Genomic DNA, 25,445 nt, shown 5'->3' with positions numbered 1-25,445 from the left:
CTCCGCCGCCGAGGCGCCCCCCGGCTCGCGCCGCGCACGCCGCCGCGCAGAGCGGGCGGCCGAGGAGCGTGCCGCCCAGCAAACCGCAGCCGATGCTGGCGCCGCAGGCCACGATGGCACGGGCGAGCGCCGCAGCCGCGCCGAGCGCCGCGCCGACTGCCAGGCCGACAGCGAGGCCGCCCATGAGTTCGGCGCCCCCGCCGATGGCCTCGACGAGGACCTCGACGACGAGCCGCGCCCGCGCCGCCGCGCCCTCAAGGGCCTGCTCGCCGCGCTCGTCGTCGTCGCGGTGATCGGCGTCGCCGGCCTGCTGGGCTGGAACTTCGTGCGCTCGCAGTACTACGTGAGCAACGACGGCGGCTACGTCACGGTCTACCGCGGCGTGTCCCAGAAGATCGGCCCCGTGGCGCTCAGCCGCGTCGAGGACCGCTCGGACATCCAGGTCACCGGCCTGTCCTCCTACAGCCAGCACCGCCTCGAGGAGACCATTCCGGCCGGTTCCAAGGAGTCCGCGGAGAAGGTCGTGGGCGACATGCGCCGCGAGTCGGAGGCCAACTCCCAGCGCACCGGGATCCAGCCCGGGGCCTCGGACGCCACCGAGTCCCCGGACCCGGCGCCGAGCAGCCCGGTGGGCGCCAGCGCCGATGCGGGGGCCGGCGCATGAGCTACGCACCCGCCGCGGCGGCCCAGGAGGCACCCGCCCCCGCCGCCGCGCAGGCCGCCGAATCCTCGGAGCTGCGCGGCCCGCGCACGTACCGCATCGCCGAGCTGCTCTTCGTCCTCATCGCCGTCGCGATCTCCGCCGCGGCCTATGTGCTCGTGGGCCTGGGCACCTCCGACTCCGTGCCCGCGGACGTCTACGAGTACACGTTCTGGCTCGCCGGCCTGGGGATCGGCCTGCACATCGTCACGTGGTGGCGTGCCAAGTACGCCGATCCGGTGCTCGTGCCGATCGCGGTGCTGCTCAACGGGCTGGGCCTGGCGATGATCTTCCGCCTCGACATCGCGGCCGACAAGCACCAGGCGGACAGCCAGATGATCTGGATGACCCTGGGCTGCATCCTCGCCGCGGCCGTCGTCATCGTCATGCGCGACCACCGCATCCTGCGCCGCTGGATCTACCTGTCGGGCCTCGCGGCGATCGTGCTGCTCCTGCTGCCCCTGGTCCCCGGCCTGGGCACCACCGTCCACGGCGCCAAGATCTGGATCTCCGTGGGCCCGTTCTCGTTCCAGCCCGGCGAGGTCGCCAAGCTCCTGCTCGCCGCCTTCTTCGCCGGCTACCTCGTGAACTACCGCGATCAGCTCGCCCTGGCCGGCAAGAAGGTGCTGGGCCTGCGCCTGCCGCGCCTGCGCGACACCGGGCCCATCGCAATCGCGTGGCTGGCCAGCGTGGGCATCCTCGTCTTCCAGCGCGACCTGGGCACCTCGCTGCTGTTCTTCGGCCTGTTCGTGGCGATGCTCTACATCGCCACCGGGGTGAAGTCGTGGATCGCGCTGGGCACTCTGCTCTTCGTCGGCGGCTCCTACGTCGCCTACCTGCTCTTCGACCACGTCCAGCAGCGCGTCGACGGCTGGCTCCACGCCCTGGACCCGGAGGTGTTCAACCGCCAGGCGGGTGGGTCCTACCAGCTCGTCCAGGGCCTGTTCGGGATGGCCAACGGCGGGCTCATGGGCACCGGGTTCGGCGAGGGCCGGCCGCAGACGGTGCCGTTCGCCAACTCGGACTTCATCTTCGCCTCGCTGGGCGAGGAGATGGGCCTTGTGGGCCTCTTCGCGATCCTCGCGCTCTACCTCATCTTCTTCGAGCGCGGGATGAAGACCGCGCTCATGCTTCGCGACGGCTTCGGCACGCTGCTCGCGGCGGGGCTGTCGTTCACGTTCGCGTGGCAGACCTTCATCGTCGTCGGCGGCGTCACCCGCGTCATCCCGCTCACCGGCCTCACGACCCCGTTCCTGGCCGCTGGCGGCTCCTCGCTCGTGGCCAACTGGATCATCGTGGGCCTGCTCCTGCGCATGTCGGACAACGCGCGCCGGCCCGTCACGGAGATCCCCACGGGCGTGCTGCCCGTGCTGCGCGACGAGGACGACTCGCCGCGCCGCCGCGCCCGCCGTTCCTCTGCCGCCGAGGCGCCCGCGGCAAGCACCGCCGGCTCGGCCGGCGCTGGGCCGGCCGGCGCCGATGCACCGGTGGCTGCCGACTCCGCCGCCGGCGCCTACCACTCGGGAGCGACGGGCGAGTTCAGCGACGAGGACCTGGCCCGCGCCTCGGGCCCGGATGACGACGACGCCTGGCGGGTGGCCGGCAGCGCGCGGCCCAGCCGCGCCGCGGCCGCCCCGCAGGCCGAGGGCGGGCCCGCCGCCCGGGCCGGTCACCCCGAGGACGAGGCGCCGACGTCCGCGCTGCCCCAGCACGGGGCGCAGGCGGCCTCACCCGGAGTGCCGCCGCGGCCGCAGGAGGCTCCCCTCGGGGATCCCGAGGAGGCCGCGACGACCGCCCGGCCCGCCGTGAGATCCCGCAACCGCATGGGAGGTGAAGACCAGTGAAGAACCCGCTCAAGCACGTCGCCGTCGTGGGCTTCGTCCTGTTCGCCCTCCTCTTCGGCTCGACGAGCGCCATCCAGTACTTCGCCGCGGACAGCCTGCGGCAGAACCCGCTGAACAACCGCACGGTCATCGCCGAGCTCGCCCGTCCGCGCGGGCCCATCCTCGTCGACGGCAAGGAGCTGGCCGCCTCGAACCCCGTGGACGACGAGTACAAGTACCAGCGCACCTACGGCGGGGACGGCCTGTCGGCCAAGGCGTACGCGAACATGACCGGCTACTTCTCCATCGTCTCCGGCACCACCGGGCTCGAGCGCTCGGAGAACGACCTGCTCTCCGGCACCTCCGACGCGATGTTCTACGACCGCGTGGGCAGCTGGTTCACCGGCCAGCAGCCCTCCGGCGCGGCCATCGACCTGACGATCAACGCGAAGGCCCAGCGCGCGGCCTGGGAGGGCCTGGGCGATCAGCGCGGGGCCGCCGTCGCCCTCAACCCGAAGACCGGCGAGGTGCTCGCGATGGCCTCCACCCCGGGCTTCGACCCGAACACGCTGGCCACGCACGATCGCAGCAGCGCGCAGGACGCCTACCAGCGCCTCGAGGGCGCCAAGAGCAAGCCGCTGTACAACCGCGCGATCGGCGGCAATCTCTACCCGCCGGGCTCGACGTTCAAGCTCATCACGGCCGCCGCCGCCCTGGAGAAGGGCGACGTCAAGCCCGATTCGGAGATCTCCGCGCCGGATTCGCTCAAGCTGCCCCAGACCAGCCGCTCCCTGCGCAACGCCGGCGGCGAGACGTGCGGTTCGAACGGCCGGGCCACGCTCAAGCACTCGCTGACGATCTCGTGCAACACCGCATTCGCCCAGCTCGGCATGGACCTGGGCGGCAAGGCGCTCAACGCGCAGGCGGAGAAGTTCGGCTTCGGCAAGCGCTTCGACATGCCGCTGTCCGTCTCGCCGTCGACCTTCCCGGCGGATGCGAACGAGCCCAGCCTGGCGATGTCCGCGATCGGCCAGTACGAGGTGCGCGCCACGCCCATGCAGATGGCCATGGTCGCCGCCGCGATCGCCAACGGCGGCCGCGAGATGACGCCCAACCTCGTCAAGCAGGTGCGCAACGCCAAGACCCTCGAGACCATCGAGAAGCCCTCCCCCAAGGAGTTCTCGCGGCCCATCAGCTCCGGAACCGCGGACTCCCTCACGGACATGATGGAGTCCGTCGTGGAGGACGGCACCGGCACCGCGGCCCAGATCAGCGGCGTCAAGGTGGCCGGCAAGACCGGCACGGCGCAGCACGCGGAGGGCGGCTCCCCGCACGCCTGGTTCACCTCCTTCGCCCCGGCCGACGACCCGCAGGTCGCGGTCGCCGTCGTCGTCGAGGACGGCGGCAGCGCGGGCAGCGAGGCATCCGGCGGACGGGTGGCGGGCCCCATCGCCAAGGACATCATGGAAGCGGTGATCGACAAATGAGACCCCAGCCCGGAACGATGCTCGGCGGCCGGTACGAGCTCACCAGCCGCATCGCCGTGGGCGGGATGGGCGAGGTGTGGCGCGGCCGCGACACGATCCTCGACCGTCAGATCGCGGCGAAGATCATGAAAGAGGAGTACCTGAGCGATCAGTCGTTCCTCGACCGGTTCCGCGCGGAGGCCCGCAGCATGGGCGCCGTGTCCGACCCCGGGATCGCCGGCGTCTACGACTACGGCGAGGAGAACGGCTCGCCCTACCTCGTCATGGAGTACGTCCCGGGTGAGCCGCTGTCCTCCATCCTCGACCGCAACGGCGGGATGAGCGAGCACGATGCGCTCGACGTCACCGCCCAGGCGGCCCAGGCCCTCGATGCCGCGCACCGCGCGGGCGTCGTCCACCGCGACATCAAACCGGGCAACCTGCTCATCACGCCCGACTTCCGCGTGAAGATCACCGACTTCGGGATCGCGCGCGCCGCGGACCAGGCACCGCTGACGAAGACCGGCCAGGTGATGGGCACAGCGCAGTACCTGGCCCCCGAGCAGGCCACCGGCAAGGGCTCGGTGCCCCAGTCCGACCTGTACTCGCTGGGCGTCATCCTCTACGAGATGCTCGCCGGCCAGCGCCCCTTCACCGGCGACTCGCAGGTGGAGATCGCCATCGCGCAGGTCAACCGGCAGCACCCGCCGCTGCCCGAGACCGTCTCCGAGCCCGCCCGCCGCCTCGTCGACCTCATGCTCGCCAAGAAGCCCGAGCAGCGGCCGGACTCCGGGGCCGCCGTGGCGGCCGGCGCTCGCGCGCTGGCCAACGGCGACATCGCCGCCGCGCAGGCCGCGATCCCCCAGCTCGCCCAGGGCGCCGGCAGCGAGGACGCCACGCGCGCCTTCCAGCCCAGCGTCGGGGACCAGGCCACGCGCGTGCTGCCCGTGACCGCGCAGAACCCCGTCGTCGGCTCCGAGCAGCCCGGCACGGGCCAGTACGGGCAGGCCGCCGATGCGCAGGGCGCGGACGCCCAGCGCCCCGATGAGCTCCAGGACGGCCGGCGGAAGATGTCCGGCGGCAAGGTCTTCGCGATCGTGCTGGCCAGCATCCTCGTCTTCGCGCTGCTCGTGTGGGGCGTGTGGACGTTTGCCACGAGCGGTGACTCGCAGCCCGATCCCGGCCCCACCGCGCAGCAGTCCCAGACGACCGACAGCGCGACGGTCACCCTCGACCCGGATGACTACATCGGCCTGAGCCAGGAGTCCGCCACGAGCAACATCGAGCAGCTGGGCCTGACGGTGCGCGCCGTGACCGTGAGCTCGAGCCGCGATGCCGGCACCGTCACCCGCGTGCGCCGCGGCGATGACGGCTACACGTTCGCCAAGGGCGACCGCGTGACGATCGAGGTCTCGCGCGGCTCGGGCTCCTCGTCGAACGAGGATTCCTCCGGGTCCTCCAATGACAGCGGGTCCTCGTCGAAGAAGACCTCCGGCAGCGGCTCGGGGTCCAACGACAGCGGCTCGTCGTCGAAGAAGACCTCCGGCAGCGGCTCGGGGTCGAACGACGACTCGGACTCCGGCAGCGGATCCGATTCGGGCTCCGACAGCGGCAGCGACTCCGGATCCGGGTCCGGCAACGACTCCGGCGACTCCGGCGATTCGGGCTCCGACAACGGGGGCAGCGATTCGGACAGCGGAGGCGACTCGGGCGGCTCCGACAACGGCAGCGGGGGCGACGCCGGCGGCGGTTCGGACAACAACGGCGCCGGCGACTCCGGCGGCTCGGACAGCGGCTCCGGCGCGGGCAGCGGAGGAGATTCATGAGCGAGCCCAGGATTCTCTCCGACCGCTATGAGGTGCGCGACCTGCTGGGCCGCGGCGGCATGGCGGAGGTGCACGCGGGACTCGACACGCGCCTCGGGCGCCGGGTGGCGATCAAGCTGCTGCGCTCCGACCTGGCGCGCGACCCGTCGTTCCACGAGCGCCTCAAGCGCGAAGCGCAGTCCGCCGCGGGCCTCAACCACCCCGGCATCGTGGGCGTCTACGACTCCGGCGAGGAGACGTTCACGGAATCCGGCGGCTCCGCCGTGCAGGTGCCCTTCATCGTCATGGAGTACATCGACGGGCAGACCCTGCGCCAGGTGCTCTCCGCCCACGGCCACCTCACGGTCCGCGAGGCCCTCGACGTCACGGCGGGCGTGCTCGCGCCGCTGGAGTACAGCCACCGCAACGGCATCGTCCACCGCGACATCAAGCCGGGCAACGTCATGCTCACCCCGGACGGCGACATCAAGGTCATGGACTTCGGGATCGCGCGCGCCCTCGAGGACACCGGCAGCCTGACGAACACCCAGTCCGTGGTGGGCACCGCCCAGTACCTGAGCCCCGAGCAGGCGCGCGGCGAGATCGTCGATGCCCGCTCGGACCTGTATTCGACGGCGTGCCTGCTCTACGAGCTCCTCACGGGCCGCCCGCCGTTCACCGGCGATTCGCAGCTGGCCGTCGCCTACCAGCACGTGGGTGAGACCCCCAGGCCCCCGTCGGACTTCGTGGCGGGCATTCCCGTTAGCGTCGACCGCCTGGTCCTCCACGCCCTGCAGAAGGACCGCGACAAGCGCTATCAGGACGCGTTCACGTTCCGCGAGGACGTCCTCGCGGCCCGCGACGGCCGCCCGCTGTCCATCGACGGCGAGGACGCCACTCGGGCGATCACCCAGGCCCCGCCCACCGTCGTGGCCCCCCTCCCGGTGCCGATGGGCCAGGGGGCGGCGCCCACGGGCGGCACCCCCACGGGCGCCGTCGCGAGCATCGGCCAGGACCCCCATCCGGCGACCTCGGGCCTGTCCGCCCTGCCGGACGCCGGGCCCGAAGAGCAGGCCGCCACCCGCCGCAAGCGCGGCTGGCTGTGGGCCGGCGCCGCGCTCATGGTCCTCGTGCTCGCGGGGCTGGGCCTGTGGGTCTACAACGCCACGAAGCCGGAGGAGAACCCCCCGTTCGCCCTGGCCGACCTGGTCGAGCGCAAGGCCGACGACGCCGCGCAGTACCTGCAGGAGCAGGGGCTGCAGTCCAAGCAGCAGGAGATCGCGGACGACGACGTCGACTCCGGCAGCGTCGTCAAGACCGATCCGAACGCGGGCACCGAGGTGCGCCGCGGGGACACGGTGACGCTCTACGTCTCCACCGGTCCCGATGAGGTCAAGGTGCCGGACACCGGCGGCGACACCGAATCCCTGGCGCGCCAGAAGCTCGACGACGCGGGCCTCAAGGCCGGCAACAACACGGAGAAGAACTCGCCCACCGTGGAGAAGGGCAACGTCATCTCCACGAAGCCGGGCAAGGGCAAGACCGTGAAGAAGGGCTCGAACGTCGACCTGGTGCTCTCCACCGGCCTCGTCGACGTCCCGGACGTCACCGGCAAGTCCGGCGACGACGCCTGCAAGATCCTCAAGGACGACAAGTACCAGCTGGGCTGCCAGGTCGAGGAGGAGGAGACCGCGGACCACGACGCGGGCAAGGTCTTCCAGCAGAACATCAAGGGCGGCGGGCAGACCGACCAGCACGCCACCATCACGGTGACCGTGGCAAAGGCCCCGCCCACGCCGGAGCCCACCACCGAGGCGCCCCTGCCCTCGGCGACCGGCGGCCCGCTCCCGGTTCCCTCCGACCAGAACAACGGGGCCGACGGCGATGACTCCGCCCCCATCCCGGGAATGCGGACAGCGATTCGAGCGCCGTCGACGAGCTCATCGAGAGCCTGCGGCGCATGTAGCCCGTGCGTTCGCCCTCGCCCTCAGCGGCCGGCACCCATCCGGGTGCCGGCCGCTGTGCGCGTGCCGGGGCGACCGGGCTCGTGAGCTCGCTCGTGGCCGGGATTCGCCGGGAACCGGGCCGAGATGGGAGGTTCCGGCGAGGCCGGACCGTCGGCCGCGCCTCGGCGGCTGCAGCCCAGGCTCAGGCCCGGTTGAGGCCCGCCGAGGCAATGGGCGAGCGCCCCCGCGCGGCCTGGGCCGCCTCGGGCATCCCACAGACGGCGAGGAAGTTGCCCACCATCTGGTAGCCGTCCTCGGTGAGGACGGACTCGGGGTGGAACTGGACGCCGAAGAGCGGTGCGGTGCGGTGCGCGATCGCCATGACCACGCCGTCGCGGGTCTGCGCGGTCGTCTCGAAGACCTCGGCCGGCAGCGTGGAGTCGACGATGGCCAGCGAGTGGTAGCGGGTGGCGGTCAGCGGGTTGCGGCAGTGGGCGAACATGCCCTCGCCGGTGTGCTCGACGAGCGAGGTCTTGCCGTGCATGAGCGTGGGCGAGTGCGCCACGGTCGCGCCGAAGACCTCGCCGAGGGCCTGGTGGCCCAGGCAGACGCCGAACAGCGGCAGGCGGTGGGCCTCCGCCCAGGCGATGACCGCGGGGCTCACCCCGGAATCCGCCGGCGCACCGGGGCCGGGGGACAGGAGCACGCCGTCGAAACCGGGCAGCAGCTCGTCGAGCTGGGCCGCATCGAAGTCGTCATTGCGCATGACGGTCGTGCGCGCACCGAGCTCGCGCAGGTAGCCCACGAGCGTGTAGACGAAGCTGTCGTAGTTGTCGACGACGAGGATGTGCGCACCGGCTCCACTCACTGCCCGCCCCCTTCGTCCACCGTGGCGCCGTTGAACGGCATGTACGGGGCGATGACGGGGAAGACGAACTGCAGGAGCAGGTAGCACACGGCGGCGATGAGGATGAGGCAGATGAGCAGGCGGACGAACCACGGCCCGGGGAGGTTGCGCCAGATGAATCCGTACACGGTCACTTGCCTCCTGCATCTGCGAACGCGGGCGAGTCCTTGATGTCCGAGGGCGCGCCCTTGGACGCCGGCCGCCAGTCGGTGAGCTCGGAGTAGGCGATGTAGCGCTCACGCGCGGAGAACATGGGGTTGCACGCCGTCATCGTCATGATCCGGTCCTTGCCCTTGTACTTGGGGTAGGCCGGGACGGGCGAGAGCACGTCGGTGTCATCGGGCAGGACGATGTCGAAGTTGCGGAACGTGTACGTGTAGTAGCCATCCGCGGTCTGCACGATGATCTTGTCCCCCGGTCGCATCTCCGCGATCTGGTTGAGCGGCTTGCCGTACGTCACGCGGTGCCCGGCCAGGGCGAAGTTGCCCACGTCGCCGGGCATCGCGGTGGACGGGTAGTGGCCCAGGCCCATGTTGTTGAGCACGGGGTCCAGGGAGACGCCCTCGGCGAGCGTGCGGTAGTAGTCGTCGCCGAAGCGGGGGATGTAGACGATCCCGAAGGCCTTCTCCGCCTCCGGCGCCTTGCCCACGACGGGCTCGTCCGGGTCATCCGGCAGTTCGTCCTTGGGGTTGTCCTTCCACTGCGTGGTCAGCTGGTCCGCGAGCTTCTGGTTGTCGTTGTCCGCGGCGAAGTCGGTCCACCACAGCTGCCAGACGACGAAGAGGATGAGGACGAGGCCGGCGGTGATGCACAGCTCGCCGAACGCGCGGATGGTGCCGCGCACGGGGCCCAGCGGCTCGTACTCCCGGTTCCGGCTCCCACCGCCAGCGCCGGAGTCCCCGGCGCCCGCCGCCGAGGTGCTCCCGGCCACCGCGGGCGCCGCGGGCTGGGCCTGCTGCTGGCCGGCCCACGGCTGGGTCCGCGCCGAGTAGTCCGCGGCCGCGGGGGCCGCGGCGGTGGGCCAGCCGTACTGCGCGGACTGGGGATGCGCCTGACCGCCCGCAGGTGGGCCGGAGGGCGCCGCGGCGTTCGGGTGCTGCGCCGGCGCGTGGGGTGCGCTGCCCGCGTAGGCGCGGCCGCCGGTGCCGTAGCCCTGGCCGAGTGCCGCCTGCTGGCCGGTGGGCTGCGCTGAGCGGATGACGGGCCGGGCGGCGGACCCCTGTCCACCGCCGATCGGATCGAAGCGCTCGGTCGGGGGCTCGCCACCCGACTGCTCGTTACTCACCTGCTCGGCACTGAAATGCTCGGCGCCGCGCCGTCCGCCGCGGGACTGCTCGCCGCTGAGCTGCTCGCCCCGCGCGGCCGCCTCGCCGGCGGTCGGCTGGACCGCGGACTGACGACCCACAGGCGGCCGACCGGACGCGGGCTCCGCGGCATCCGCAGCGGACGCGGGGGTCCCTCCGCGCTGAGCCTCCTGGGCAGCGCGCTCCTGCGCAATCCGCTCGCGGCGGCTCATGGGCTGGTCCACTGATCATCTGCTTTCGGCTGCTCAAGCGGGCAGGCGCCCGCACGGTCCCCTCGTATTCTAAGCCGAACCGCACCGGCGCGCGGCGGCCAGCGCCTCAGGCCAGGGGCCCGCACTCCCGCTTGGCCCACGCCTCAGTCCACGGCTGCGCCTGCACCGCCTGGATCGCCCCCGTCCTGTGCCAGGCCCGCCTGCGCCAGCGCGGGGTCCACCGCCTCACCCGCGTGGGCTGCGCCATCGCGGCGCAGCCGGGGGCTGGCCCAGACGAACCCGGCGATCGCCAGGGCCGCGGCGGTGCCGAGCAGCAGCGGAACCGCCGGGGCGAAGCCGTAGAGCACGGTGGCGAGCAGCGGTGCGACGATGATCGTGAGGGCATTGACGGCAGCGATGAGGCCGGCGATGCTGCCCTGCTCCGCGCGCCCCACGACCAGGGTGGCGCCGCTGATGGCCCCCGGTGAGGCCATGCCCATGCCGATGCCGGCGAGGAAGACGCCGCCGAAGATGCCCACGGCACCGAGGTCTGGCACGAGTCCCGCGAAGCCCAGGGCCGCCACGATGGCGCCCACGAGCATGAGGCCGCGCGGGCTCCAGCTGCGCAGGCGCACGATGACCGTCTGGCTGAGGACCAGCCCCACGCCGGCGGCCACGAGCGCGAGGCCGGTGGTGAGCGCCGTGCGCTCAGGAGACTGGCCCAGGCGGTCCTGGGCGACGAAGCCGATGAGGATGTCGACGAAGCCCAACACCGTGAACATGCCGAACGAGACGACCAGGTATGGCAGCACGCGGCGGTCGAGCGGGGAGACCCGCGCGGTGGGGTCGGTGGCCGCCCCGCGGCGCGCCGGCAGGCCGATGAGCACGATGAGGAGGGCGGCCGCCAGCAGTCCGGGCGAGGCCCAGACCGGGGCCATGAGGCTGATGCCGCCCAGCAGCCCGCCGGCGGCCGGGCCGATGAGCATGGAGACTCCCTGCGCGGCGCCGATCGAGGCCATGCCGCGCACGCGCGCCTCCCGGCTGTCGGTGAGTGAGGCGACGTAGGTCTGGGCCGTGGGGACGAGCGCCGCCTCGCTGAGGCCGAACCACACCCCGCGCGAGGCGATGAGCCCGCCCACCACGGTGAGCACGGACAGCGCCCCCGCGAGGCCCGCCTGGGCGACGAGCGCGAACGCGACCATCGCGAGGATGCCGTTGCCCAGGCTCACGGCCAGGACCCGCTTGGGCCCCCAGCGCTGCGCGGCACGGCCCCACCGCGGCCCGGTGAGCACGATGCACAGGGCCGCCACGGAGATGACGAGGCCCATCTGCCATTCGGCGATCCCCAGCGCGCGGGCGAACGGGGCGATGACGGGCACGATCGACGTGAGAGCGGTCTGCGCCAGCAGGACGATCGCGGCGACGCCGAGCACGCGCCGTCCCGCCGCATCCGGCGGGCCAGGCGGACCCGGCGGGGCCGCCGCACTGGGACTCTGCGCGCCGGGACTCGTCGCGCCGGGACTCGTCGCCCCGGGGGCCGCCGAGGCGGTCCCCGGTTCCCGCACACCCGCCGGCGGGCCGACAACGGGGTCGCCGGGGTGCTGGCTCCCGGGCCACTGGCCGCCGTGGGCCGAGGCGTCCGAACCCGGGCCGCTCGAGACCCGGCTGTGCGGGTCCGCATCGCCCGAGCCCCGGCCGCTGGGGTCCGGGGCGTGTGAACCCTGGCCATTGCAAGCCTGGATATTCGGACCCTGGCCGGTCGAACCTTGATCATTCGGGCCCTGGCCGGCCGCTCCCCGGTGATCCGGGGCGTGGTCGTCGGGGACGGGGCCGGGGCGCTGAGTCATCTGCCCCTGAGTCCTCGTTCGACGGCGGATAAGGACAGGCTATGCACGCGGTCGAGCGCACACAACCCCGCGCCCACCGCGCGAACAAGGCACACGGCACCCCATCGCGCACCCGCCGGACGCACTGCGCGGTGCGCGGGAATGGGCAGCGCTCGACGATCCCGCGTAGACTTCACTGCATCTGACAGCCTGCCCACTGGTGAGCGGGACGACCCGATGTGCGATCGGACCCGCACCCTAAGGAGAGACGTGGCCAACTCGAGCCGCGGCAAGAAGCCGCACCGGACCCAGCGCACCCCCGCCTCGGCGGCGGAGACGACACCGGATCCCGCGCTCATCGACGACATCGACGACCCGCGCGCGCAGCCCATCGACCCCGAGGGCCCGGGCCTGCCGGAGCAGCTCGCCGCCGAGGACGAGCGGGAGCAGCGCGCCGAGGCACGTGCCCGCGCCGACCTCGAGGCCGCCGAGGACGAGGAGCGCCGCGCCGAGGCGGACAAGCGCACCGATGAGCTCGCCGGCAACGACGACGCGGTCGCAGCCGATGAGCACCGCGTGAAGAAGGCCAAGGCGGACAAGCGCGCCGCCCGCGCGGAGGCCAAGGCGGCCGAGGATCCCGATCCCGCCGACCGCGCAGGGTTCGCCGAGGAGGAGGCGAAGGACCGCGCCGAGGCCGCCGAGGAGGAGGCCGCCGCGAAGGCCGCGGACTCGAAGGGCTCGAAGGCCTCGGGCACCAAGGGCTCGAAGGACGCGGGTTCGAAGGACGCGAAGACTGCGGGTGCCACGGGCTCGAAGACTGCGGCGAGCGCGAAGGGCGCCAAGGAGAAGGCGAAGCAGCCCGCCAAGGGCGAGCGCTCGCCCAAGCGCACGGCGCGCTCCGGCAACCCGGCGAAGCGCTCGAGTTCGCGCAAGCAGTCGAGCTACACGTCCTCGGAGACCCAGCAGTCCATCAAGCCCAACCCGCGCTGGTTCGTGCCGGTGCTCCTGAGCATTCTGGGCCTGGGCCTGCTGTGGCTCGTCGTCTTCTACGTCTCCGGCGGCAAGTGGCCGGTCGAGGCCTGGGGCAACTGGAACCTGCTCGCGGGCTTCGGCATCCTCGTGGTGGGCCTGGGCATGTCCACGCGCTGGCGCTAGCCGCGTGGCGGCAGGGGCGGGCGGGCACTTCCGCCTGCTCGCGAGCTATCCGCTGCCCGTGCGCCTGGTCGCGCTCTACGCGGGCCTGGCCGGGTTCGGCTTCTCCAGCGGGCTGCTCATCCTCTCAACGCTCGGCAACACCCCCTGGGATGTGCTCCACCAGGGCCTCGCGCTGCACATCCCGCTGTCGATCGGCACGATCGCCGTGGGCCTGTCGCTGCTCCTGCTGCTCCTGTGGATCCCCCTGCGCCAGCGGCCGGGGCTGGGGACGCTGTCCAATGCGCTGCTCGTGGGGCCCTTCATCGACCTCACCCTGCGCTTCGTGCCGGAGCCGGACGCGCTCTGGCTGCAGCTCGCCTACATGGCCGCGGGCATCGTCATCAACGGGGCCGCGACGGTGCTCTACATCATCCCGGCGTTCGGCCCGGGCCCGCGCGACGGGCTCATGACCGGCCTCGTCGAGCGCACCGGCAGGCCCGTGCTGCTCGTCCGCTCCTGCATCGAGGTCCTCGTCATGGCGGCCGGCTGGCTGCTGGGCGGCCGGCTGTTCATCGGCACGCTGCTCTACGCGTTCGGCATCGGCCCGGTCACGCAGGCGATGCTGCGCCTTGCCGCGCGCGTGCTGCACCCGCCGGACCCGTTCGCCTCCGACGACACGTAGGACGGCCGCTGCCCCGCCCGCCCCGCGCCCGAGGTGCGGGCCGGCAGCGCGCGCCTGCGCGCCTCGGATACGGGGCTCCTCATGCGCGGAGCCGGGCCGGGTACGGGGCTGCTCAGGCGAGGGGTCGGTTGAGGCGCGGAACAGGTACGGGGCCGGGGCCGGGGAAGGCACAGTGCGCCGCGGGCCGGGGCAGGCGCAGGCCGCCTCGGGCGCCGGGATTCAGGCGAGGGCGTAGAGCGCGCCCATGACCACGGCCAGTGCCCCGGCGCCCACCCAGAAGACCGGCGGGCCCAGGCGCCGCGGGGGCAGCAGCCGCAGGCAGCCGAGCACGAAGCCCACGAGGAGGCCCCCCAGGTGCGCCTGCCAGGCGATGGTGGGCTCGATGGCCATGTAGCCCACGTTGAGCACGACGAAGAGCACGACCCCGCTGATGTTGCGGTCGAGGCGGCGGGTGGGAGTCAGCAGCACGCCCACGATGCCGAACACGGCACCGGAGGCGCCCACGTAGCCCGCGTGCCAGTTGGCGGCGGACGGGGAGGACAGCAGGAGCGTGAGCAGCGAGCCGCCGAACGCGGCCAGGACGTAGACCGCCACGAGGAAGCGGCTGCCCACGGAGCGCTCGACGAACGTGCCGAAGAAGAACAGGCCCACCATGTTGAAGAACACGTGCCCGGGGTTGGGCTGGGCGTGGACGAGTGCGGCGGTGAGCGCGCGCCAGGGCTGCGACTCCGCGAGCGCGGGCGAGAACGCCAGCGCCTGCTGCAGGTGCAGGCCGGGGATGAACTGGAGGACGAAGCACGCGAGCGTGACCGCGATGATCGTCGCGGTGGCAGAGGGCCGCCGCGGCCGGCGGCCACCCGCAGCGGGGCGGGCCGGGGCGTGCGCGGGGGCGGGGGCCGGCCGGGGCGCTCGCTCGGACGGGCCGAACCCGGCGCCGGCCTCACCGTGGGAGGGCCGTGCGCCGGGTTCGGGTGCGCCGTGGGCGCCGGGATCGTGGGTCACAGGTGCGCCCGGTCCACTGGCCCGGTCCGCTGAGCCGACTCGATCAGGACGCCGGCAGGACGTCGACCGAGGTGATGGTGACGGGCTCCATGGGGCGGTCCATGGGACCGGTGGGGACCTGCTCGATCTTGTCGACGACGGCCTTCGAGTCGTCGTCGGCGACCTCGCCGAAGATCGTGTGGGCGCCGTTGAGGTGCGGGGTGGGCACGGTCGTGAGGAAGAACTGTGAGCCGTTCGTGCCCTTGCCGCCGCGCTTGCCGGCATTGGCCATCGCGAGCAGGTAGGGGCGGTCGAACTTCAGCTCGGGGGAGATCTCATCGTCGAACGTGTAGCCGGGGCCGCCGGTGCCGGCGCCCACAGGGCAGCCGCCCTGGATCATGAAGTTCTTGATGATGCGGTGGAAGCCCAGGCCGTCGTAGAACTTCTGCGGGTTCGTCCGGCCCGCGTCGTCCTTGTACTCCTTGGTGCCCTCGGCCAGGCCGGTGAAGTTCTCGACCGTCTCCGGGGCCTGCTCGCCGAACAGGTTCACGGTGATGTCGCCCATGGTCGTGTGCAGGATCGCCTGCTGCGTTGCATTCGTCATGGCCGCCATTCTTCCACGCCGCCCGCACCGCTGTCCGCCGCGCCTGGGTGTGAGCGCCCAAAGCACAGCGGGCGGGCGGCGGAGTCTGCGCGAACGCTCAGCCCAATTGCCGATACCGGCCCTGACGTGGTGCGGGTGAGGCCGTAGACTGGCCGGGAGGGGCCGGTGCACGGGAGCCTCAGCGCAAGCTGACGGCGCTGCACCCCGAGATGCCGGCGCTGCGTACACGCTTGCGACGGAGGTTGAGATGTTCAAGAAGAAGGCCCAGCCCAAGAAGAAGGCCGATCGGCTGCTCAAGGACGTGAATCACGCTGCCGCGAACGTGGGCGACGCGGTGCGCGAGGGCACGGCGCCCTACCTGGAGCGCGCCAATGAGCTGCTGCACGAGGGCGGCGAAGCCCTGGCGCCCAAGCTGCGCGAGGCCAGCGAGTACCTCCAGCACACCGCGGACCGCGTCCGCCCCCGCCTCGAGGAGCTCGGCGAGCGCGTCGAGGCCAAGAGCCGCGAGGGCCTCAAGGACGCCCGCCGCTCGTTCGACAAGACGGCCGACGAGGCCGCCGGCCGCGCCTCGAAGTACCTCGGGGATGCCTCCGATGCGCTGGGCAGCGCCAAGACCCCGGCCGCGGTCGCCGTCCTGGCGGAGAAGCTGACCGGGGACAAGAAGGCCGCGAAGAAGGCGCAGAAAAACCTCGCCAAGCGGGGCCGCGCGCTGGCCAAGCAGACGAAGCCCAAGTCCAAGGCTGGCTTCGGCATGTGGCTGTTCTGGATCCTGCTCACCGGTGCCGTGGGCGGCATCGGCTACTACATCTGGAAGAAGGCGCAGCCGGTCGAGGACCCCTGGTCGACGCCGCTGCCCGGCAACCGCCCCGCCGATGCCCGCCCCGTGGGCTCGACGCCCCGCTCCGAGCAGGGCGCGGCGGCAACCGCGCCGGTCGTGAGCGAGGTTCCGGTCCCCGAGGCCGCGACCTCCGCGACGACGGATCAGGATGCCGACCTCGCCACCGGCGACGAGGCCACCGCCGTGATCGCCGAGAGCGAGACCGACAGCCTGGACTCCGAGCTCGACCGCGAGCAGTTCCTCGAGGACAACGACGACTCGATGTTCGAAGAGGTCGACAAGCCCAAGCACTGAGCCGGGCCGGGCGCTCGCGGGCGCCCGCCCCGAGCCGCCGCAGGCGGCAGGCAGGCGCCAAGCGGGCCCGAGGCAATTGCCTCGGGCCCGCTTCGCCGTCCCGGGTCCGGGCCGGGGATGGAGTTCGCTCAGGCGATGACGCCCTGCGCGGCCAGGTCGTCGAGTTCCGCGGCAGTGAGCCCCAGACGCTCGGCGAGCACGCTGCGGGTATCGGCGCCCAGGCGGACGGGGGCATCGGCGCGCAGGTAGGCGCCGTCCACCCGGATGGGCGAGGCGCCGGTGATGAGCGGTCCGGCTGCGGAGTGCTCGACCCGGTCGAGGACCGGGGTCGACGGCCAGGCCGCGGCCGCCTCGGCGGCGGTGGCGTACGGCGCGAAGAGCGCGCCCGTCTCCCCCAGCGCGGCACATGCCTGCGCGCAGGTGCGCTGCGCGAACCACGGGGCGAAGACCGCCTCGAGGACGGCGCGGTGGGCATAGCGCTGGTCCTCGGCCTCGAAGTCCGCCTCCAGCGCCTGCGCCAGCGCGGTGACGACGTCCCCGCGGCCGGTGGCCTCGACGAGCCCGCGCCACTGGCGCACGGTGATCGCGGTGACCATGATGTGCCGGCCGTCGGCGGTGGCGAAGTCCGTGCCGAAGGTGCCGAACAGGTGGTTCCCGTGGCGGGGGCGGTCGGCGGCCAGGGCCTCGGTGTACCAGCCCAGATCCGCAACAGCGGAGAGCGCGACGTCTTCGAGCGCGATCGTCTCGAAGCTGCCCCTTCCCGTGGTGGCGCGCCGCAGGAGGCCCAGCAGCACGGCGGAGACGACTGCCTGGCCGCAGAGCAGATCCCAGGCGGGCAGCACGTGGTTGACGGGCCGCTCCGAGTCCGCCGGGCCGGTGAGACCGGGCACGCCGGTGGCCGCGTTCACGGTGTAGTCGACCGCCGGGGCGCCGTCGGCCCTGCCGGTGACGCCCACGTGGATGAGGTCGGCGCGGCGTTCGCGCAGCAGGGCGTCGTCGAGGTGCCTGCGGGCGGCGCCGTTCTCCACGAGGATGCCCCCACCTGTGCCCGGTGCGGTGATGAGGTCCATCGCGAGCCGGCGCCCGGTGTCGCTGCGCAGGTCAAGGGCCACCGACCGCTTGCCGCGGTTGAGCGTGTGCCAGTAGATCGAGGTGCCGCAGGGGTCCACCGGCCAGCGGTCGCTGTCGGGGCCGCCGCCGAGCGGGTCGATCCGGATGACCTGGGCACCCAGTTTCGCAAGGCCCAGGCAGGCGCTGGGGCCCGCGATGAACGACGCGTTCTCGATGATCGTCGTGCCCGCGAGCGGGCCGGCCGAGTGCGCGTCGGCCATGTCAGCCGCGCGTCGGGGCGCCGGGCGCGGTGACGCCGTCTGCTCTCGCGGTGCTGCTGTGCGCGCTCGCGGTGCTCGCCGGCTCGACGAGGATGCCGTCCTCGTCGGCCCACAGCCGGCCACCGGGCTCGAAAGTCACGCCGCCGAAGCTGACGGGCACGTCGATCTCGCCGGCCCCGTCCTTCGCCGACTTGCGCGGATTGGAGCCCAGCGCCTTGACGCCCAGGCGCAGCTCGGCGATGGCGGCGCGGTCCCGGATGGCGCCGTTGATGATGACGCCCGCCCAGCCGTTGGCCACGGCCGATTCCGCGATCATGTCGCCCATAAGGGCGGACTCGAGGCTGCGGGCACCGTCGACCACGAGGACTGCGCCCTCCCCCGGCGTGTTGAGCAGCTGCTTGACCAGCGCGTTGTCCCGGTGGCAGCGAATCGTGCGGATGGGGCCGGCGAAGCGGGTAGCCCCGCCCAGGTCCTGGAACTGCAGCGAGACGGAGTCCAGCGCGTCACCGCGCTCGTCGTAGAGGTCGGCGGTGGGCTGCGGCTGTGTGTGCTCGGTCATAGTCCAAGGATGCCACTGCGGGCGGGCTGTCTCACTGCCAGGCCCTGGGATGGACGCAATGGCAGTCAGCTGCCCGCCAGCCGGCGGTGTGGGTCAGCGCGTAAAGGTGCGCGTCGCCGCGCCCGTTGCCCAGCTGACCCGGGGGTAGGCGACACGGTAGGCCCGCTTGCCCCGCTGCTTGACCGAGAAGTGGGCGCGACCATGTGAAAAGTTGCGCGTCTGCACTGTCTTCCAGCCCCGGCCGGACTTGACCTGCAGCTGGGCGCGCTTGGGACTGTAGGCCACGTAGCGCGGGTGCTGCCAATCGACGTTGAAGCGCTTGGCCTGCGCGCTCACGCGCACGGTCGAACCCGAGCGGCGAGAGCTCGCCGTCAGGGACGACTTCGCGCGGATGTAGAAGTAGCCCTTCACCTTCGAGCGCTTCTCAATCCACTTCGAACCGACTTTGAGGAATGCATGTCCCGGACCAATCGTGATCTTGCCGAGGATTTTGTTGTAGGGACAGAGTCCAATTCGCGCTGTCCGCGGATGATCACGACTGTCGAAATCCGCGTAAGGATATGAGAACGGGTACGTGTCGGCGATTCGCAGGACAGTCCTTCCCTTCGTCATTCGCGTGTGAAAGTCCCACGTGCGCACGTTCGTTCTCGACTTCAGGTGCACATACGAATACGGACATCCCGAGTTCCTTGAAACGACCATGTCTTTCATGGACAGCGACACCACATCGAAGCGCGGCGCAGATTTCGCGGCGGCGGGGCCCGCGGGGACGGTCAGGCCCAGCACGGCGAGGACGGCGGCGAGGACGGCGGCGCAGGCGCGCACGAGCGAAGGCATAGGAGTCCTAGGGCGGAGGGCCGATCGCTCGGCAAGTGGGAGAGACGCGGAACTGGGTCCGCAGCGACCCGCTCCACGCTCAGAATAGCCGAGATTCGCAGGGGTGCGAATCCGCGCCTCTCCTCCCCTTGCCACCGTGCGGAGACCGCACCTCCGCCGCGTCCTATGCGTTGGGTGTGACGACGGCTCGGCCGCTGATCTTCCCGGCCTCCAGGCTTCGGTAGGCCTCAAGGGCATCGTCCATCGCGAAAGTCTGGATCGTCGGCGTGATCTGCCCCCGGCGATACATCGCCGCCACATCGTAGAGGTCGCCCAGCGAACCCCAGTAGGTGCCGTTGAGCGTGGACTCATAGGGCGTGCCGAAGAAGCTCCAGTCCGCCGTGCCGTCGGCGATCCCCACCACGACAACGCGCGAGCCAATGCCCGCGGCCGCGCGTGCTGTGGCGATGGTCGCCTTCGCTCCCACGAAGTCGAAGGCCGCGTCGACTCCGCGACCGCCCGTCAGGTCGCGGATCCGCTCGACCTGGCCATCGCCGGCGGGGACCGTTTCCACCCCGTCGCCGGCCACGGCGTCCATCGCCTCCTGCTTCGCATCGGTCGCAATGATCTGCGCACCGGTGAGCGCGCGAAGGATCTGGACCGCAACCTGGCCCAGACCGCCCAGGCCCACGACGAGCGCGGACTTCCCACCGCCGGCCAGATTCGGCAGTGCCTGCTTGATCGCGTGGTAGGGCGTGAGGCCCGCGTCGGCGAGCGGGGCCGCGGCCACCGGGTCGGCATCGCCCAGCGGCACCAGGTTGCGGGCCGGCACAGCAACGTATTCCGCCATCCCGCCGTCGCGCCCGAGCCCGATCGCCAGGGCCGGGTTCGTCGCCGCGTTGTCGCAGTAGTTCTCCGCGCCCTGCACGCACATACGGCACCGACCGCAGCCGGTCGGCCCGTACACCAGATACGCATCGCCGATCTCCACACCGGTCACACCCGGGCCCAGCTTCTCCACCCACCCGGCGGACTCGTGCCCCAGGACGAACGACGGCTTGAGCGCACCGGGGTGCTCGGCGGTGAAGTCGCGGTAGACGGAGACGTCGGAGTGGCACGCGCCCGCGCCAGCCACCTTGAGCAGCACCTCGCCCGCACCGGGCTCCGGCACCTCGACATCGGTCAGCGAAGGAAAGGTCTGGTAGTTCTCGAACACGACTGCGCGCATGGGGGCGCCTCCTCGAACGCGGGGCTACCCGGCGCGCCCCTCGCGCCGGTGCGATCCGCTCGCCGTCCACGCTACTCGTGAAACGTCTCACATGCACGGGCGGTGATGCGTGCACCGTCAACTCCGGCGGGGGTAGAGAGGCGGCGGCGGCCTGGACTAGGTTGGCGGCATGAGCGAACGCGACGTCCAGACCATCGCCACCGGCTTCACCTTCACCGAGTGCCCGCGCTGGCACGACGAGCGCTGGTGGTTCGTCGACTTCTACACGCACCGGATCCTGTCGATGCGCGCCGACGGCTCGGACCTGCGCACCGAGGTCGAGGTCCCCCAGCGGCCCTCGGGGCTCGGCTGGCTGCCGGACGGCACCCTGTTGTTCGTCTCGATGCGCGACCGGCGGGTCATGCGCAAGGACTCCGACGGGTCGGTCTCCGTCCACGCGGACCTCTCCCGCCTCGCGGCCGGCTACCTCAACGACATGATCGTCGACGCGCAGGGCCGCGCCTACGTCGGCAACTTCGGCTTCGACCTCACCTCGGGCGCCGACATCGACCTCGCCGCCCTCATCCGCGTCGACACGGACGGCACCGCGACCGCGGTCGCACACGACCTGTGGTTCCCCAACGGCATGGCGATCACCGACGACGGTTCCACGCTGCTCGTCAACGAGACGTTCGGCGGCCGTGTCAGCGCCTTCGACATCGGCGCGGGCGGCGCGCTGGGCGAGCGCCGGGACTGGGCGAAGTTCTCCGAGCTGCCCCAGACCCGCTCCTTCGAGGCGGCCCGTTCCCAGCTGGTGGTCGAGCCCGACGGATGCGGACTCGACGCGCAGGGCAGGCTCTGGGTCGCCGATGCCATGGGCGGCCGGGCACTGCTCGTGGCCGAGGGCGGCGACGTCGAAGACGAGATCCCCGCCGGCACCGGCGTCTTCGCGTGCATGCTGGGCGGCCCGGACGGCCACGACCTGTTCCTCTCCTGCGCGCCGGACTACGACGAGCACAAGCGCTCCGCCGCCCGCGAGGCGACCGTCAAGATCGTCCGGGCCGAGGTGCCCCACGGCGGGCGCCCATAGCCCGCCCGCACCGCGCGCACCCGCAGTGCACCCGCAGGTGTGCGCTCGAGCGCACACACGTCGCCGTGCGCGCATCGCATTTCACGTACCGCTGCCACCGCTGGCCAGCCGCACCGGAACCGGCACCCGGGTAGGCTCGGCGCATGAGCGACGAACTGTTCTCCGTAACCGGCAAAACCGTCCTGGTGACCGGCGGCTCCCGCGGCATCGGCTACATGATCGCCCAGGGCATGGCCGCCCGCGGCGCCCGGGTCATCATCTCCTCGCGCAAGGCGGATGCCTGCGCTCAGGCGCAGCGAGCGCTGGCGGAGTTCGGCGACGTCACCGCGATCCCCGCCGACGTCGCAGACCCCGATGCCGCCACCGGCCTCATCGCCCAGGTGGAGGAGCGGTTCGGCGAACTCCACGTGCTCATCAACAACGCGGGCGCCGCCTGGGGCGCCCCGTTCGACGAGTTCCCCCTCCACGGCTGGTCGAAGGTCCTGGGTGTCAACGTCGTCGCCCCGTTCGTCCTCGTCCAGCGCGCCCGCGCACTGCTCGAGGCTTCCGGCAGCCAGGACGACCCGGCGCGCGTCATCAACATCGGCTCGATCGACGGCCTGCGGGTGCCGGAGTTCGACAACTTCTCCTACAGCGCCTCGAAGGCCGGCATCCACATGCTCACCCGGCACATGGCAGACGAGCTCGCGCCGCGCATCCTCGTGAATGCGATCGCTCCCGGGCCCTTCCCCACACAGATGCTGGGCGGCGCGATCGCGGAGAACGGCGGCGAGGAGGCCGCCAGGGAGCGCAATCCGCTGGGCCGGTTCGGCACCCCGGACGATGCGACGGGCATGACCGTGTTCCTCGCCTCCCGCGCCTCGAGCTATATCACCGGGGCGATCATCCCGCTGGACGGCGGTGCGTCGACGATCGCCTGAGCACCAGTCCTCCGCGGGCGCTACAGCGCGCGCTCGGCGAGCGCCTCCCAGAGCAGACGGTGGCCCTCCGGTGTGGGGTGCAGCCCATCGGCCAGCAGGTCCGAGCGCGCCTCGAGCACGGGGTAGAGGTCGATCACGTCGCGGTGCGTACCCGCGCCCCAGTCCAGCAGCTCCGCCCGCAGCGCCGAGGTGCGGGCGGGGTCGAGCTCGGCGCCGAACTCCGTGCGGGCGCGCTCGCGGTCGTGCCACAGGGGGCAGAGGACTACCGGGCGCACCCCGCCGGCCTCGAGCGCCTCGCAGGCGGCAGCGAGCGCAGCGCAGACCTCGGCAGGGCCGGCGCCTGCGGTGAGATCGTTGACACCGGCGGTGACGATGACGGTGTCGCAGCGCCGGTGCAGCGCCTCGTCGAGCGCGAACTCCTGAAGTTGCGCGGCCATGAGTCCGGGCACCGCCAGGCTGAACACGCGGTTGACCGTTTCGTCGGCGCCGATGTGGGCGCGGGCCAAGCGGTGCACCCACCCTCCCGCGGGATCGGCGCGGCCGTAGGCGATCGAGTCGCCCACGATTCCGATGCGCTGGGCAACGGCCAGGGGGCGAGCGTCCACGTAGGCCCAGGCCGCGCCGTTGTCCGCGGTGCGCACGCGTCGGCGCGCATAGGCCGCGACCTCGTAGGCATCGGCCTGCGCGAGCTGAGATGCCGTGAGCGCAAGGAGCGCTCCCGCAACCGAACCGTCGTCAGCGCGGGCGAGGCCGCGGTGGACGGCCAGGCCGCTGGCGGCCACCACCTCGGGATCGGAGATGGCCACCTCCGTGAGGCGGTGGCCCAGCAGCCGGTCGGCCGTGGGCTCGATCTCACACCCGAACACGTGACGCTGGACCGCGGGATCAAGCAGCGTGCCGAAGGAGAATACGCGGTGAGGGGGCAAAGCGCTGCTGGTCACGAAGCCAGCGTAGCCCGGCCGGGGCTCAGCCCAGGGCCACCGTCGCTCGGATCATCTGGTGATCCGAGGGCGTGGAGGCGAGGACACCGGCCGTGGCCGTGCGCGACTTGACGTCGACGACGGTCTCCCACTGCTTGACCGCGACGCCGCTGCTGCCCACCATCCAGTCGATCGTGGAGCCCAGGCCGTTCTTCGGCGCGAGCTTCACCTGCGTGGAATAGCCATTGAACGTCGGGAAATCGGCGTTGATGCGATCGCTGGGGGTCGCGGCCGTCGGCGCCCAGTGGCCGAACGAGTGGGCCAGGAAGTCGTCGTACCCGGCACCAGCGAACGTGTGCACGGCCGCGTCCCCTGGATCCGGCGCTGCGCGTGGAGTTGTTCCAGGGCCTCGCGGTGTGGGCGGTGCTCTGGGCCGTCTACGGCATTCGCAAGCTCGCAGCCAAGCGGGTAGACCGCAGGACAGGGGTCGCCAGCGCACCGGGGACGCGGGCGGGGCCGGCGCAGCGCCCCGATCCCGCGGCTGCAGGGGGAGGTGGCCTCAGCCGCCCGACGCCGAGTCGGCGGGCTCCGAAGCGGCCTCGGCCCTCAGCTGGTGCTTGAGCAGCTTGCCGGACGGGTTGCGCGGCAGCTCGGCGCTCATGACCACCTGGCGCGGAATCTTGTAGCGCGCCAGGCGTGGGGCGAGGTAGTCCTGCAGCTCGTCCACCGTCAGGTCAGCGCCCTCGGATGTCGTGATGTGGGCGACGAGCTGCTGACCCCACTCGGGATCCGGGCGCCCGACCACCGCGACGTCCGCCACGCGGGGATGGGTGGCGATGGCCTCCTCCACCTCGAGGGAGAAGACGTTCTCACCGCCCACGATGATCACGTCTTTGAGGCGGTCGACGATGTAGTAGAAGCCGTCGTCGTCCATGCGGGCGATGTCGCCAGTGCGGTACCAGGGGCCCTCGAACGCCGCTGCGGTGGCCTCGGGGTTGTCCAGGTAGCCGTCCATGACGGTATCGGTGAGGAACCAGACCTCACCGGTCTGCCCCGGGCGGATGTCGTGTCCATCGGCGTCGACGACGCGCATCCGCGCGCCGAGCATCGCCGCCGCACCGATGCTGCCGGGCTTGACCTGCTGCTCGTGGGGCAGCAGGACGGCACCGCTGGGGCCGGTCTCCGTCATCCCGAAGAGCTGGTAGTGCCCACCGGGGCGGTACGTCTGCACGATCCGCTCGACGGCGGCGGCGTCGATGGGAGCACCGCCGAACAGCCAACGGCGCATCGTGGAGAAGTCGAAGTCCGCGACCTCGCGGCCGGACCCGGCGAGCGCCCGGAACGGGGCGAGGAAGGCGACGGTGGGGCCGAAGAACGTCGTGATCCTCTCGGCAGCGATGAGCTCGAACGTCTCGACGGGGTGGTATTCCCTTTGGAGGACCACGGTGCCGCCCATGAAGAGCGTGGGCAGCACACACACGTTGATGGGCGCGGAGTGCCAGATGGGCATGGCCACGAGCATGCGCTCATCCCGGCGCGCATCGAGGTTGAGGCTGAGCAGGACGGCGAGCTGAGTGAGGGCGCGGTGGCTCAGCACGCAGCCCTTGGGGGCAGACGTCGTCCCGGACGTGTAGAGGATCTCGGCGGGCGCAGCGTCGTCGGCGTGAGCTTCCCCGAACGGCGGGGCCACCGCCAGGCGCTCGGCAAAGCCCTCCGCTCCCGAGGTGCCCAGCCATTCGATTTCCGGCGCACCCGCGCGCACCGTGGGCAGCAGCTCCGGCGAGGCGATGCCGAGCGCCGCGCCGCAGTGCCCCACCGTGTAAGCGACCTCCGGCGGCTTCATCTTGTGATTCACCGGTACCAGCACCGCACCCAGCTCCCACGCTCCGAAGGCGGCGAGAATGAACTCCGGCTCATTGAACGTCATGACAGCAACACGGTCGCCCTGGCCGATGCCCAGCTGGGCGAGCGCGCCCGCCGCACGGTCGACATCGGCGACGAGCTGGGCGTAGGTCCACCTGCGGGCGCCGGCGACCAGCGCCTCGGCGCCGGGGGCGCGGTCCGCGGAGGCCCGGAGCATGGCAGTGAGCTTCATCGTTGC

Annotated in this window: 22 protein-coding genes and 1 pseudogene; 10 read left to right on the top strand and 13 right to left on the bottom strand. The window is 72.0% G+C overall.

What is annotated here, in order from left to right:
- The 5 genes and pseudogenes from GSY69_RS00980 to pknB form a co-directional block, all read left to right on the top strand.
- Positions 1 to 664 (top strand): annotated as a pseudogene (locus GSY69_RS00980) (hypothetical protein); the annotation flags it as partial.
- Positions 661 to 2,544, top strand: coding sequence for an FtsW/RodA/SpoVE family cell cycle protein (locus GSY69_RS00975; RefSeq protein ID WP_160952046.1), 1,884 nt, complete (start codon positions 661 to 663; stop codon positions 2,542 to 2,544). The pseudogene GSY69_RS00980 and the gene GSY69_RS00975, both read left to right, overlap by 4 nt.
- Positions 2,541 to 4,010 (top strand): peptidoglycan D,D-transpeptidase FtsI family protein, encoded by a 1,470-nt coding sequence (locus tag GSY69_RS00970; protein WP_160952045.1) that lies wholly within the window; start codon positions 2,541 to 2,543, stop codon positions 4,008 to 4,010. The genes GSY69_RS00975 and GSY69_RS00970 overlap by 4 nt, the downstream gene beginning before the upstream one ends.
- Positions 4,007 to 5,815, top strand: a complete 1,809-nt coding sequence (locus tag GSY69_RS00965) for a protein kinase domain-containing protein (RefSeq protein ID WP_160952044.1) — start codon at positions 4,007 to 4,009, stop codon at positions 5,813 to 5,815. The genes GSY69_RS00970 and GSY69_RS00965 overlap by 4 nt, the downstream gene beginning before the upstream one ends.
- Positions 5,812 to 7,845 carry a Stk1 family PASTA domain-containing Ser/Thr kinase gene (pknB, locus tag GSY69_RS00960; RefSeq protein ID WP_160952043.1) on the top strand — a complete coding sequence of 678 codons (2,034 nt, stop codon included), beginning with the start codon at positions 5,812 to 5,814 and terminating at the stop codon, positions 7,843 to 7,845. Before GSY69_RS00965 ends, pknB begins: the two co-directional genes overlap by 4 nt.
- Positions 7,846 to 7,942: 97 nt before the next feature.
- Here pknB and GSY69_RS00955 read toward each other — a convergent pair whose 3' ends face one another.
- The 4 genes from GSY69_RS00955 to GSY69_RS00945 form a co-directional block, all read right to left on the bottom strand.
- Complete coding sequence (locus GSY69_RS00955) at positions 7,943 to 8,608, bottom strand: anthranilate synthase component II (RefSeq protein WP_160952042.1); 666 nt, start codon at positions 8,606 to 8,608, stop codon at positions 7,943 to 7,945.
- The gene (locus GSY69_RS14355; protein ID WP_235936187.1) at positions 8,605 to 8,781 is read right to left on the bottom strand and encodes a hypothetical protein; all 177 of its coding nucleotides are present in this window, start codon (positions 8,779 to 8,781) and stop codon (positions 8,605 to 8,607) included. Before GSY69_RS14355 ends, GSY69_RS00955 begins: the two co-directional genes overlap by 4 nt.
- On the bottom strand, positions 8,778 to 10,175 hold the full coding sequence (locus GSY69_RS00950) for a class E sortase (protein ID WP_328698705.1): 1,398 nt from the start codon (positions 10,173 to 10,175) through the stop codon (positions 8,778 to 8,780). Before GSY69_RS00950 ends, GSY69_RS14355 begins: the two co-directional genes overlap by 4 nt.
- A gap of 131 nt (positions 10,176 to 10,306) precedes the next feature.
- Positions 10,307 to 11,575, bottom strand: coding sequence for an MFS transporter (locus tag GSY69_RS00945; RefSeq protein ID WP_202410706.1), 1,269 nt, complete (start codon positions 11,573 to 11,575; stop codon positions 10,307 to 10,309).
- 663 nt (positions 11,576 to 12,238) lie between these two features.
- Here GSY69_RS00945 and GSY69_RS14065 point away from each other — a divergent pair.
- Together GSY69_RS14065 and yczE are read left to right on the top strand one after the other, a co-directional pair.
- The gene (locus tag GSY69_RS14065; RefSeq protein WP_328698704.1) at positions 12,239 to 13,123 is read left to right on the top strand and encodes a cell division protein CrgA; all 885 of its coding nucleotides are present in this window, start codon (positions 12,239 to 12,241) and stop codon (positions 13,121 to 13,123) included.
- 4 nt (positions 13,124 to 13,127) lie between these two features.
- Positions 13,128 to 13,784 carry a membrane protein YczE gene (gene yczE, locus GSY69_RS00935; protein ID WP_268525650.1) on the top strand — a complete coding sequence of 219 codons (657 nt, stop codon included), beginning with the start codon at positions 13,128 to 13,130 and terminating at the stop codon, positions 13,782 to 13,784.
- Positions 13,785 to 14,003: 219 nt separating this feature from the next.
- Here yczE and GSY69_RS00930 read toward each other — a convergent pair whose 3' ends face one another.
- Together GSY69_RS00930 and GSY69_RS00925 are read right to left on the bottom strand one after the other, a co-directional pair.
- Positions 14,004 to 14,786 carry a rhomboid family intramembrane serine protease gene (locus tag GSY69_RS00930; protein ID WP_268525648.1) on the bottom strand — a complete coding sequence of 261 codons (783 nt, stop codon included), beginning with the start codon at positions 14,784 to 14,786 and terminating at the stop codon, positions 14,004 to 14,006.
- A gap of 43 nt (positions 14,787 to 14,829) precedes the next feature.
- On the bottom strand, positions 14,830 to 15,369 hold the full coding sequence (locus tag GSY69_RS00925; RefSeq protein ID WP_160952041.1) for a peptidylprolyl isomerase: 540 nt from the start codon (positions 15,367 to 15,369) through the stop codon (positions 14,830 to 14,832).
- Positions 15,370 to 15,616: 247 nt separating this feature from the next.
- On the opposite strand from GSY69_RS00925, the gene GSY69_RS00920 reads away from it, so the two are divergent.
- The gene (locus tag GSY69_RS00920; RefSeq protein WP_160952040.1) at positions 15,617 to 16,501 is read left to right on the top strand and encodes a hypothetical protein; all 885 of its coding nucleotides are present in this window, start codon (positions 15,617 to 15,619) and stop codon (positions 16,499 to 16,501) included.
- Between the two features lie 128 nt (positions 16,502 to 16,629).
- Here GSY69_RS00920 and GSY69_RS00915 read toward each other — a convergent pair whose 3' ends face one another.
- From GSY69_RS00915 to GSY69_RS00900, 4 genes are all read right to left on the bottom strand, one after another.
- On the bottom strand, positions 16,630 to 17,832 hold the full coding sequence (locus tag GSY69_RS00915; protein WP_160952039.1) for a CoA transferase: 1,203 nt from the start codon (positions 17,830 to 17,832) through the stop codon (positions 16,630 to 16,632).
- Between the two features lies 1 nt (position 17,833).
- Positions 17,834 to 18,391, bottom strand: coding sequence for a ribonuclease E activity regulator RraA (gene rraA, locus GSY69_RS00910; RefSeq protein WP_160952038.1), 558 nt, complete (start codon positions 18,389 to 18,391; stop codon positions 17,834 to 17,836).
- A 93-nt stretch (positions 18,392 to 18,484) separates the two neighbouring features.
- Positions 18,485 to 19,228: a hypothetical protein gene (locus GSY69_RS00905; RefSeq protein WP_160952037.1), complete on the bottom strand. Its 744-nt coding sequence runs from the start codon at positions 19,226 to 19,228 to the stop codon at positions 18,485 to 18,487.
- Between the two features lie 163 nt (positions 19,229 to 19,391).
- On the bottom strand, positions 19,392 to 20,435 hold the full coding sequence (locus GSY69_RS00900) for an NAD(P)-dependent alcohol dehydrogenase (protein WP_160952036.1): 1,044 nt from the start codon (positions 20,433 to 20,435) through the stop codon (positions 19,392 to 19,394).
- Between the two features lie 169 nt (positions 20,436 to 20,604).
- Between GSY69_RS00900 and GSY69_RS00895 the strand changes: the two genes are divergently transcribed.
- Both GSY69_RS00895 and GSY69_RS00890 read left to right on the top strand, forming a co-directional pair.
- The gene (locus GSY69_RS00895; RefSeq protein WP_160952035.1) at positions 20,605 to 21,504 is read left to right on the top strand and encodes an SMP-30/gluconolactonase/LRE family protein; all 900 of its coding nucleotides are present in this window, start codon (positions 20,605 to 20,607) and stop codon (positions 21,502 to 21,504) included.
- Positions 21,505 to 21,647: 143 nt separating this feature from the next.
- A complete protein-coding gene (locus GSY69_RS00890) occupies positions 21,648 to 22,424 on the top strand; it encodes an SDR family oxidoreductase (RefSeq protein ID WP_160952034.1) in 777 nt (258 codons plus the stop codon).
- Positions 22,425 to 22,444: 20 nt separating this feature from the next.
- Here the strand turns inward: GSY69_RS00890 and GSY69_RS00885 are convergent, their stop codons facing one another.
- The 3 genes from GSY69_RS00885 to GSY69_RS00875 form a co-directional block, all read right to left on the bottom strand.
- A complete protein-coding gene (locus tag GSY69_RS00885) occupies positions 22,445 to 23,365 on the bottom strand; it encodes a GDSL-type esterase/lipase family protein (RefSeq protein WP_160952033.1) in 921 nt (306 codons plus the stop codon).
- A 25-nt stretch (positions 23,366 to 23,390) separates the two neighbouring features.
- A complete protein-coding gene (locus tag GSY69_RS00880) occupies positions 23,391 to 23,705 on the bottom strand; it encodes a hypothetical protein (RefSeq protein ID WP_160952032.1) in 315 nt (104 codons plus the stop codon).
- A gap of 198 nt (positions 23,706 to 23,903) precedes the next feature.
- Entirely contained in the window at positions 23,904 to 25,439 is a 1,536-nt protein-coding gene (locus GSY69_RS00875; protein ID WP_160952031.1) for a class I adenylate-forming enzyme family protein, read from the bottom strand.
- Positions 25,440 to 25,445: the final 6 nt, after the last annotated feature.

It is taken from the genome of Brevibacterium rongguiense (assembly GCF_009857845.1).
Taxonomy (GTDB): Bacteria; Actinomycetota; Actinomycetes; order Actinomycetales; family Brevibacteriaceae; genus Brevibacterium; species Brevibacterium rongguiense.
Note: the sequence above shows the minus strand (reverse complement) of the source record. Positions and strands in the feature narration are given on the sequence as shown.